The 9,848-nt window shown below is 40.9% G+C and carries 10 protein-coding genes, 1 tRNA gene and 2 rRNA genes; all 13 read right to left on the minus strand.

Going from position 1 to position 9,848, the window contains the following annotated elements:
• A partial coding sequence (locus tag F3H20_RS19375; RefSeq protein WP_149735940.1) for a transposase occupies nucleotides 1-168 on the minus strand: 168 nt, incomplete at its 3' end.
• Between the two features lie 169 nt (nucleotides 169-337).
• The gene (locus tag F3H20_RS19380) at nucleotides 338-538 is read right to left on the minus strand and encodes a hypothetical protein (protein WP_149736493.1); all 201 of its coding nucleotides are present in this window, start codon (nucleotides 536-538) and stop codon (nucleotides 338-340) included.
• Entirely contained in the window at nucleotides 538-744 is a 207-nt protein-coding gene (locus tag F3H20_RS19385; protein WP_223191864.1) for a hypothetical protein, read from the minus strand. The genes F3H20_RS19380 and F3H20_RS19385 overlap by 1 nt, the downstream gene beginning before the upstream one ends.
• Nucleotides 741-1,262 carry a PRC-barrel domain-containing protein gene (locus F3H20_RS19390; RefSeq protein WP_149736494.1) on the minus strand — a complete coding sequence of 174 codons (522 nt, stop codon included), beginning with the start codon at nucleotides 1,260-1,262 and terminating at the stop codon, nucleotides 741-743. The genes F3H20_RS19385 and F3H20_RS19390 overlap by 4 nt, the downstream gene beginning before the upstream one ends.
• Before the next feature lie 63 nt (nucleotides 1,263-1,325).
• On the minus strand, nucleotides 1,326-2,432 hold the full coding sequence (mnmA, locus tag F3H20_RS19395; RefSeq protein WP_149736495.1) for a tRNA 2-thiouridine(34) synthase MnmA: 1,107 nt from the start codon (nucleotides 2,430-2,432) through the stop codon (nucleotides 1,326-1,328).
• A 7-nt stretch (nucleotides 2,433-2,439) separates the two neighbouring features.
• Nucleotides 2,440-2,811, minus strand: a complete 372-nt coding sequence (gene nifU / locus F3H20_RS19400) for a Fe-S cluster assembly scaffold protein NifU (RefSeq protein WP_149736496.1) — start codon at nucleotides 2,809-2,811, stop codon at nucleotides 2,440-2,442.
• 20 nt (nucleotides 2,812-2,831) lie between these two features.
• Entirely contained in the window at nucleotides 2,832-4,037 is a 1,206-nt protein-coding gene (nifS, locus tag F3H20_RS19405) for a cysteine desulfurase NifS (protein ID WP_149736497.1), read from the minus strand.
• Nucleotides 4,018-4,476 carry an RrF2 family transcriptional regulator gene (locus F3H20_RS19410; RefSeq protein ID WP_149736498.1) on the minus strand — a complete coding sequence of 153 codons (459 nt, stop codon included), beginning with the start codon at nucleotides 4,474-4,476 and terminating at the stop codon, nucleotides 4,018-4,020. Before F3H20_RS19410 ends, nifS begins: the two co-directional genes overlap by 20 nt.
• A 201-nt stretch (nucleotides 4,477-4,677) precedes the next feature.
• Nucleotides 4,678-6,582, minus strand: coding sequence for a type I glutamate--ammonia ligase (locus tag F3H20_RS19415; protein ID WP_149736499.1), 1,905 nt, complete (start codon nucleotides 6,580-6,582; stop codon nucleotides 4,678-4,680).
• A gap of 224 nt (nucleotides 6,583-6,806) precedes the next feature.
• The gene (locus F3H20_RS19420; RefSeq protein ID WP_149736500.1) at nucleotides 6,807-8,900 is read right to left on the minus strand and encodes a glutamine synthetase III family protein; all 2,094 of its coding nucleotides are present in this window, start codon (nucleotides 8,898-8,900) and stop codon (nucleotides 6,807-6,809) included.
• A 464-nt stretch (nucleotides 8,901-9,364) separates the two neighbouring features.
• Nucleotides 9,365-9,440 (minus strand) — tRNA-Asn (locus F3H20_RS19425).
• Nucleotides 9,441-9,444: 4 nt separating this feature from the next.
• Nucleotides 9,445-9,561, minus strand: a 5S ribosomal RNA gene (gene rrf / locus F3H20_RS19430).
• Between the two features lie 77 nt (nucleotides 9,562-9,638).
• Nucleotides 9,639-9,848: ribosomal RNA gene (locus tag F3H20_RS19435) — 23S ribosomal RNA — on the minus strand; the annotation flags it as partial.

Below are 9,848 nucleotides of genomic sequence, written 5' to 3' on the forward strand. Positions count from 1 at the left end.
GTTAGCTTCTAAAATTTCCACACCTTTGTACTCACACAGCTTCCTTAAGATCACTCCTATATCCGCTTTTATTTTTCCATATATCACCTGTCTACGATATTTTGGTGCAAATACTATATGATATTTGCACCGCCATTTACTATGTGCTAAACTCTTAGTATCATCCATTGGATGCGCCTCCTTTGTTTAGAGTTATGCGGTCGGCAAACCTGCATTTATTCTAACAAAAGAGGCTGTTTTTTTCGACGTATAGCTATAAGCTTTTTGGAACCACATGCATAGCATGTGGTATTCGCTTACGCAATAAAAAAGGGAGACCTGACCGGTCTCCCTTACATTAATCTACTCTTCTTAATAGTTTTTTCCGGCTCCGGCGAGCTTCCCTCATAAAATTACGTGTTGTGGCTACTACGTCTTCGGCTTTATAGTCTGCCAAGGGCTTCCTGACCGGCCGGTCTACCATAGGCTTAATAAACAGCCCTAAAGCAGTACCAACCATACCTCCCCAGAATAAACCCTGCCAAAAATTGCTGCGCATTATGTCACTCCTTCCTGGTTTAAGATTACGGGCTGCTCCAATACATAATCATCCGCTAAAAGCAGAGAGCCGTCAGCCTGTACATCAAATACTTTGATACCATTATCTTTTACCGTGAACTCCACACAACAATCCCAGCAAAAATACTGCCCTGTTCCAACTTTACCAATTGATCTTTGCCCGCATACAGGACAATGATTCATCATAGCTGCACCTCACCTAGCTTGCGTACTTCGCTCTGTACAAGATCACTCATGCTTTCAGGAACAATAAGACGGTCTTGACCTATTACTTGTACTTGAGGTATCGGCATAACCATGCGCCCATATAGCAAGTCGGTTATGATTCCATCAGATAATAAGTACGCTTTTAATTCACCTGTTGACTGATCAAAACAGATATCTGTAAGTACGCCAAGCTGCAAACCGGTTTCAGTAAAGATTTGTTTTGTACATAGACTGGTCAAATAACAATTATCTGAGCTTGCTACACTAAATTCCTCCAGCACAGCCTTGTTGCGTATCATGACAGCATCGCGCCCCATGTTATATATGCTGGCAAAGGAAATATAGGCGCTATCATTTAACCAACCCGTTTGGCTGACTAAAATCCCGCAAACAGTTACTTTTTCCAAATTCAAAACAATATCCTTGACTTCCCCAACCTGCAAGCCTGTTTCTATTTCCATCACCGGCAGGCCGATTAACGAATACAGTGCTTTCATGCCCGGCCTCCTGAACAGATTATACTGTTAATATAACCAATCCGACTTGCTTTTATAAGTATTTTAGGCTTTATTTTTGTCAACGGACTCTAAAATAATCCCTCCACCAATAACAATATCGCCATCATAAAAAACAACCGATTGCCCCGGTGTAATGGCCCTCTGCTTTTCAGCAAACTGCACATAAACTCTCCCGTTAGGCAAAGGAGACACTATTGCGCCAGCTTCCCGCGTCCCATAACGAATCTTTGCAGTTACTTCCAAGGGAGCCTGTAGATCGTCCATAGTAATAAAATTGAGATCCCCGGCAATCAAGGAACTGCCAAAGACATCCTGGTCTGAACCAACAACAACCTCATTGCGTTTTGTGTCAAGGGCAACAACGTACAGCGGTTTTCCAACCGCCAACCCCAACCCTTTTCTTTGTCCGACGGTATAGAGCGGCAAGCCTTTATGCCTTCCCACCACCCGTCCTTCCACATCCACAATGTTTCCCGGTTTTAAAGCCTGGGGAACTTTCTCCTCGAGGTATCCTTTATAATCATCATCCGGAATAAAGCAAATTTCCTGACTATCCGGCTTATTGGCAACAGCCAGACCAATTTCTTTGGCCATTTCCCTGGTTTGAACTTTAGTATATTCACCAAGCGGCATAAGAAAATGCTTCAAGGTATTCTGATTTAAATGATATAATGCATAGGATTGATCTTTTGTAGTATCAAGTCCCTTGCGAAGCAAGTACCTTTGATTAGCTGTATCATACTGAATCCGGGCATAGTGACCGGTTGCCACATATTCAGCCCCTAAGCCTTTGGCCTTGTTTAACAGCCCTTCAAATTTTACAAAACGGTTACAGGCTATGCATGGATTGGGCGTCTTTCCAACGCTGTATTCTTTGATAAAATAATCAATAACCGTATCTTCAAACAATTGCCGAAAATTAAGTACATAGTAGGGAATACCAATTTTCTCAGCCACACGCCTTGCATCGTCAACGGCAGTTAAAGAACAGCATCCCCGGCCATCCGCATCATCCACGGGAGCATCCTTGTCCCAAATTTGCATAGTTACGCCAATTACATCGTAGCCTTGACGAACAAGAAGGGCGGCAGTCAAAGAACTGTCCACCCCTCCACTCATGGCTACAACCACTCTGGTTTTAGCACACATGAATTAATCACTTTCCTTTTTTCTGCATATAGTCTTTAATTGCTTCATGTAAAGCATCGGCAGCTAAATTAGAACAGTGCATTTTTGCAGGTGGTAGCCCGTCTAACGCTTCCGCTACCGCTTCATTAGAAATCTTCAACGCTTCATCTAAGGTTTTTCCCTTAACCAATTCAGTCACCATGCTGCTAGTCGCGATTGCTGCACCACAGCCGAAGGTCTTAAATTTAACGTCTTTAATGATATCGTCCTCAACATCAAGATATATCCTCATAATATCACCGCATTTAGCATTGCCAACCTCACCAATTCCACTGGCGTTTTTTATTTCACCAACATTGCGGGGATTTGTAAAATGATCCATTACTTTATCCGTATACATAATAATCTCCTCTCAAAAAATTAATGCCCGCCACAGGAGCTGCAAGGATTGGATTCAATTGTTGAACTGCCGGCTCCCAAGGGAGACATGCTCCGTAGCCGGGCAACAATCTCTGGCAGCACTTCCAGACAGTAATCTATTTCCTCCTCCGTATTTCCCCGACCAAGTGATAAGCGCAAAGAGCCATGAGCCACTTCATGGGTTAGTCCCATAGATAATAAGACGTGAGACGGATCCAGTGATCCGGATGTGCAGGCAGAACCACTGGAAGCAGCGATACCTTTAAGATCCAGATTTAAAAGCAGTGATTCACCTTCAACATAGAGAAAGCTAAAATTCACATTGCCCGGCATGCGAAGTTCCGGATGCCCATTCAACTTTATGTCGGGTATTTTTTCTGTAATACCTTTGATTAATTTATTTTTTAAAGTTCTGACATGGGCAATTTCTTTCTCCATATTCAGTTTGGCAATCTCAGCCGCTTTGCCCAACCCAACTATTCCAGGCACATTTTCCGTGCCAGCTCGCATGGTACGTTCTTGCGCACCACCCTGTTGAAAAGAAGTTATTTTTACGCCGCGACGAATATAAAGCGCCCCCACTCCTTTGGGTCCGTAGAATTTATGCCCAGCCAGAGTAAGCAAATCAATATTGTATTCATTTACATCAATCGGATAATGGCCTACTGCTTGTACAGCATCGGTGTGGAAATAGATGCCTTTCTCTTTGGCAATTTTGCCAATCTCTTTTATTGGCTGAATAGTGCCCACTTCATTATTAGCAAACATAACACTAATTAGAATCGTTTGATCGGTTATCGCCTTTTTTACATCCTCCACATTAACCCGGGCATTTTCGTCCACCGGTAAATAGGTAACGCTAAAGCCCTGCTTTTCAAGGTATTCACAGGTATGTAAAATAGCATGATGTTCGATGGAAGAAGTAATAATATGGTTCCCTTTTTTACGATTAGCAGCAGCAATCCCTTTTAAAGCCCAGTTGTCTGCCTCAGTGCCACCACTGGTAAAAAATATTTCTTTTGCCTGCGCCCCAATCAACGCAGCCACTTTATCTCTTGCTTCTTCGACTGATTTGCGAACTTCCCTTCCAAAGGAATGTATGCTGGAAGGATTGCCAAATTTATCCGTCATATATTCCAAGATCAGCTTAGCTACCTCACTATCCACTGGTGTGGTTGCCGAATGATCAAAGTAAACTCTTTTCACCAACGTCATCTCCTTCTACTTTTGCTTCATGGCATAGGTCTGTGAGAGAAATGGAGTCCAATACGTCATTTATGCTGTCACGAACCTTGGCCCACACTCCCCATGTAACACAATGACTGGCACGGTCACAATATTGATTATTGTCCTTATTATCAGTTAAAACACAATCTACCGGCGCTATCGGACCTTCCATTATGCGGATAACATCTCCTACAGAAATGGTATCAGGATGCTGAGCAAGGGTATAGCCGCCTTGAGCACCACGAATACTCTGCACATAGCCTGCCTTACGCAGTGTGCCCATAAGTTGCTCTAAATAATGCTCAGAAATTTTTTGGCGTTCGGCCACACTTTTCAACGATATGGGCCCTTGCCCATAATGCAAAGCCAGATCATACATGGCAGCAACGCCATAACGTCCTTTTGTCGATAACTTCACAAGTAACCTCTCCTGCTTTTCCGAGTAATATGATAGGTTTTATCTGAAATAAATATACCAAAAAACCTCATAGTTGTCAAAAATCAAATTACAATCCTAAATGTTATTTTGGTTTTAAACTAAAATATTATGCTCACTGCTTACAACTAAAATCCCCCACAGTAACTGTGGGGGATTTTACAGCATTAACGGCAGTTCACTTTAGAGTAAGATATTCTGTTTATACTGAGCATAAGCTGCTTTTAGTTCATCAATCTTATCTGACATTTCGATTTGCAAATCTGAAGCCATGGCATAATCACCCGAATTGATAGCATTATTAATACGGGTGAATAAGCTTTTATGGGAAACACTGTCTTTTGCCAAATAGGTTCGCAGTTCATTAACCTTTTCCCAATTGGATAAATCAAGATCAACGGCCGTTTCTGCACAATGCAAAATTGTGCAGCTATTAACCAGGGAAAGATTATCCGGGATTATGCGTTTCGATAACTCGGTTTTCCAGCGAATAAGCGCACCTGCAACAAAAGCATTAATAATTTCCTGAGATAAAATGTTTCCAGCCTTAATTGCCGCCAATTTCTCAGGATACTCTCTGATAGCCTTCATATTCTCCCACACAGTTGCTGGAGGTTTACCAAACAAACGATCACGATCCTCTGGCGAATAGTCATCAAACACATCGTGTTCACTACGATAAGCGCGGCCCTTTTCCAGATAGAAGCCTGGAGTACCGGCTTCCTTAGAAAGCTCCGCCTCTAATTCTTTCGTAGTTTTCCCAGAATTAACGGCTGCCTTTATGCCATCCAGCATAGCCATGTAGATAGCAGCTATAGCAATATATGTATTAGTATATGGATTTGCCGCACGAACTTCAAAGCGAGTAGCTAAGGGATTATTTATATCACGTACCAATCCGGCTAAAATCGTTCTATTTCTTGATGGTATTTCCGGAGTATGTCCCAAAGAAGTAACAATACAAATAGGAGCTTCAAATCCTGGTTTCAAGCGATTTAATGCATCATTGGTAGAAGTAATAAACGGATTCACTACTTCGTAATTTTTTAATAACCCCATAATACCGCCATATCCAACAGCGCTTAAAAAGTCTTTTGTCATTTCACTTGGTGAAAACAAGTTAATGAGTTTTCCTGATTTCAGTTTGGCTGCCATACCGATATGAGTATGCTCACCATTGCCCGCTACACCAATAATCGGTTTAGCTTTAAAAGTTACTTCAAGACCATTTGCACGAAATGCCTCTTTAACAACAATTCTTGCCTGAAGCTCATTGTCAGCACACTGAACTGCGTCGGCGAACTTCCAATCTATTTCCAATTGCTCCATGACATGACTCAAATGGCCTGCTTCATCAATTTTCGCTTTTACTCCGCCAACTTCTTTATGAGCCATTTCCGGTTCTAAACCATATTTACCTAACATTAATAAGGCTTGCTCCATCGCCGTACGAACGCTTCCACGGGTACGCTGCCAATATTGTTCCTGCATAACTTGAGAAGCTGATAATTCCTCAACTTCCGCCTTATTAGCAGGCGTTTTCACCCAAAATTCAAGTTCCGTAGCCGAAGTAAAGATAATATCTTCCACATCAGCTCCATCAATATGCTCAAGCCCGGCAATTTTACCTTTTGATTTAAAGAGCTCTTTAAGCTCGGATTTGATATATTCAAGTGACTGCACCAAAATTGACCGGGAATCAACGCGTAAACCATTATGTACCAAGAATGCAGGAATACGAAGGGTACCGACAGGTTTGCCTGTCTCTTCATCAATATGTTCGAAATTATAATCAACAAACCAGTTAACATTAGCATCGGCAAGCATATCTACTTTTGCATTATTCAAAATTGCAATGCCTGTTAAAACAACAGAGGACCCATCGGTTTGCACAGCGCCGCCATTATAGAAACTATCAATATCCTTAATAAATAAACCAATAGGAATTTTTTCATCAGTATCATTACCAGCCAGGTCAATACCCACCAATGAAGCAAACTTGATTTCAGAGTGGTTTTTGAGAAGATTTAAAAGTTCCTCTTTACCATACTTACCAGCAGGAATTAAATATACTAAATCTTTAACCATTTCCTTCACCTCGTCACAAATATTACTATCTAGGTTCTCTCAACAGACTATGATCAATACCTATAAAAAACAAACTCCCCCCTTTATTGCAACGCAAAGGGCGGTTCCAAACATGACCTTATTATAACATAAATTATTGCTTTTTCTTAGATGTATGGAGAATATTTCTTATGGAAGTAGAAAATAGAAAGCCTGACCACCGGTCAGGCTTTCTATTTCTTAGCTTATATGTTAAATAACAAATCTCCATAGGTCGGCATTGGCCATACATCTTTATCCACTAACGTTTCAAGCGTATCTGCAACATCTCTTAACGTTCCCATTTTTTCAAATACATCAAATCTGAACAATGCTGCTTGTTCGTAAGTATCCCCGTGGGCATTGGAAGCTTTCTCTACTGCATCTTCAAGAACAGCAGTGTTCTTCTTTAATGCCGCAGCCAGTGAAGACACCTCAGTTAATAATTCAGTTTGAGCTGTTAAATCAACAGCCACGCCTGTAGCTTTGATTGTATTTATTGAAGCAGCGAGATTTGTAGCAAACTTAATGACGGCAGGAAGAATTTGTCTCTTGGCTATTTCTATCATCGTTAAAGCTTCAATATTGATTGTTTTGATATAGTTTTCAAGCGATATTTCGTAACGGGATTCCATTTCTACCTTGCTCAATACACCGTGTTTTTCCATTACTGCTATATTCTTTTCAGAGATTAACGCCTTGATGGATTCTACAGTAGTTTTTATATTAGGAAGGCTTCTCTTCTCTGCTTCAGCTACCCATTCATCAGAGTATCCATTTCCATTAAATACTACTCTTTTATGTTTAGTTACGTATTCAGCAAGAATTGCTTTAACCTCAGAATTTACATCTTTAGCCTTTTCCAAACGATCAGCAACTTCGCTTAACACTTCAGCTACAATAGTATTTAAGACAAAATTGGGGCCGGCAATGGAAGCCGAAGAAGGGCACATTCTAAATTCAAACTTATTACCTGTAAATGCAAACGGAGAGGTTCTATTTCTGTCAGTTGCATCCTTCGGTAAAGAAGGAAGCGTAGTCACACCAATTTCCATATGACCGCCAGTCTTAGAGCGGGTTGCACCACCGTTTTCGATTTGTTCCAATATATCTTGTAATTGCTCGCCCAGGAATATCGATATAATAGCCGGAGGCGCTTCATTAGCTCCCAGACGATGATCATTGCCCGGATTAGCAGCGGAAACTCTCAGTAAATCTGCATATTCATCTACAGCCTTTATGACAGAAGATAAGAATACGAGAAATTGTTCATTCTCATGAGGAGTATGACCTGGTTCCAATAGATTCATGCCGTCATCTGTTCCCATAGACCAGTTATTATGCTTGCCGGAACCATTGATTCCCGCAAACGGTTTTTCATGCAACAAACATACGAGATCATGGCGCAAAGCAACCTTTTTCATGGTATCCATTGTTAATTGATTATGATCTGTAGCTATATTGGTTGTACTGAATATAGGAGCTAATTCATGTTGCGCAGGAGCAACTTCGTTATGTTTCGTTTTGGCAGAAATTCCAAGTTTCCAGAGTTCTTCGTCCAACTCTTTCATATAAGCTGAAATTCTTTCTTTTATAGAACCAAAATAGTGATCTTCTAATTCTTGACCTTTAGGCGGTTTTGCCCCAAAAAGAGTTCTGCCGGTAAAAATCAAATCTTTTCTTTGATCATACAATTTCTTGTCAATAATAAAATATTCTTGTTCCGGACCAACGGTCGTAATAACTTTATTGGTCGTTGTATTGCCAAGAGCTTTCAATACACGCAATGCCTGCTTGGATAATGCTTCCATCGAACGCAATAGCGGAGTTTTTTTATCCAGTGCTTCGCCTGTGTAGGAGCAAAATGCAGTAGGAATACACAAAGAATCATCTTTAACAAATGCCGGAGAAGTACAATCCCATGCTGTATAACCTCTGGCCTCAAAAGTAGCCCGCAGACCACCGGAAGGAAAAGAAGACGCGTCAGGTTCTCCTTTAATTAACTCTTTACCAGAAAACTCCATGATAGCTTTGCCATCAGCAGTTGGAGATATAAATGCATCATGCTTTTCAGCAGTAATTCCTGTCATAGGTTGGAACCAATGAGTAAAATGAGTTGCACCAAGTTCGAGCGCCCAATCTTTCATAGCACTGGCTACTACATCGGCAACCGCCGGATCTAACGGACGACCTTCTTCAATTGTCTTCTTTAAAGCCTTATAGGTAGCTTTGGGAAGACGCTCCCTCATAACAGCATCATTAAACACATTTGATCCAAAAATTTGTCCTAGATTACTCATAAAATAACCCCTCTCAATTTTTCATATTGCATTTAAACTTTGAACAATTCGTGTTATAGATCCAGTATAAATTTGTTAGAGCTAAAAAATGGAAAGATTTCAAGCACATTGACCGAGCAAAAACTAGTTTACACATTCTCCTTGAAAATCAAACAAAAATCTTACTTACCATGCAAAGTCCAATAAACTTAAGCCTATTTTCCGCAAAAAAAATAGACTCCCCCCACTTATCTAGTGATAGGAGTCATCGTTGACTCAGTCTTATCAATTACATTTCTTATTATAACATAAAAGCAGGTTTTGTCTAGATAGTAAATTATCTTTTTTGTCATTATTCCATCTAAGTTTTCTTCAATTAAATTAAATGCAAAAATTAAATACAAGTTGTCCATTTTTAGTATATAAAAGCTGTAAAATATAAAAACAGACCTTTCTTAGAAAGGCCTGTTTTTATATTTTACAATTGGCTCCTCGAGTAGGACTCGAACCTACGACCGATCGGTTAACAGCCGATTGCTCTACCAACTGAGCTATCGAGGAATAAAACCAGCAACTATCTATCCTCCCGGGCCGTTTCCAACCAAGTACTTTCGACGTATGTGGGCTTAACTACTGTGTTCGGTATGGGAACAGGTGGGACCCCACAGCTATCGTCACTGGATATATATTTCTCAGGTGAATTCTCCCTCACGGGCTTCATTCCCTGAAAACTTCACAGAAGAAAGTGCGCATTTAATATAAGTCAAGCCCTCGGCCGATTAGTACCAGTCAGCTGCATCCCTTACAGGACTTCCACATCTGGCCTATCTACCTTGTCGTCTACAAGGGGCCTTACTAGCCTACGCTATGAGAGACCTCATCTTAAGGCTGGTTTCACGCTTAGATGCTTTCAGCGTTTATCCTTTCCGGACGTAGCTACCCAGCTGTACCCCTGGCGGGATAACTGGT

Origin of the sequence: Propionispora hippei DSM 15287 (assembly GCF_900141835.1) — a bacterium.
Lineage (GTDB): Bacteria > Bacillota > Negativicutes > Propionisporales > Propionisporaceae > Propionispora > Propionispora hippei.

What these genes read in the sequence shown, in the direction of transcription:
- nifU (WP_149736496.1), bottom strand. Translation starts at nt 2,811, where the DNA reads ATGTATACGGATAAAGTAATGGATCATTTTACAAATCCCCGCAATGTT.
- F3H20_RS19420 (WP_149736500.1), bottom strand. Translation starts at nt 8,900, where the DNA reads ATGAGTAATCTAGGACAAATTTTTGGATCAAATGTGTTTAATGATGCT.
- mnmA (WP_149736495.1), bottom strand. Translation starts at nt 2,432, where the DNA reads ATGTGTGCTAAAACCAGAGTGGTTGTAGCCATGAGTGGAGGGGTGGAC.
- F3H20_RS19385 (WP_223191864.1), bottom strand. Translation starts at nt 744, where the DNA reads ATGATGAATCATTGTCCTGTATGCGGGCAAAGATCAATTGGTAAAGTT.
- F3H20_RS19415 (WP_149736499.1), bottom strand. Translation starts at nt 6,582, where the DNA reads ATGGTTAAAGATTTAGTATATTTAATTCCTGCTGGTAAGTATGGTAAA.
- F3H20_RS19390 (WP_149736494.1), bottom strand. Translation starts at nt 1,262, where the DNA reads ATGAAAGCACTGTATTCGTTAATCGGCCTGCCGGTGATGGAAATAGAA.
- F3H20_RS19380 (WP_149736493.1), bottom strand. Translation starts at nt 538, where the DNA reads ATGCGCAGCAATTTTTGGCAGGGTTTATTCTGGGGAGGTATGGTTGGT.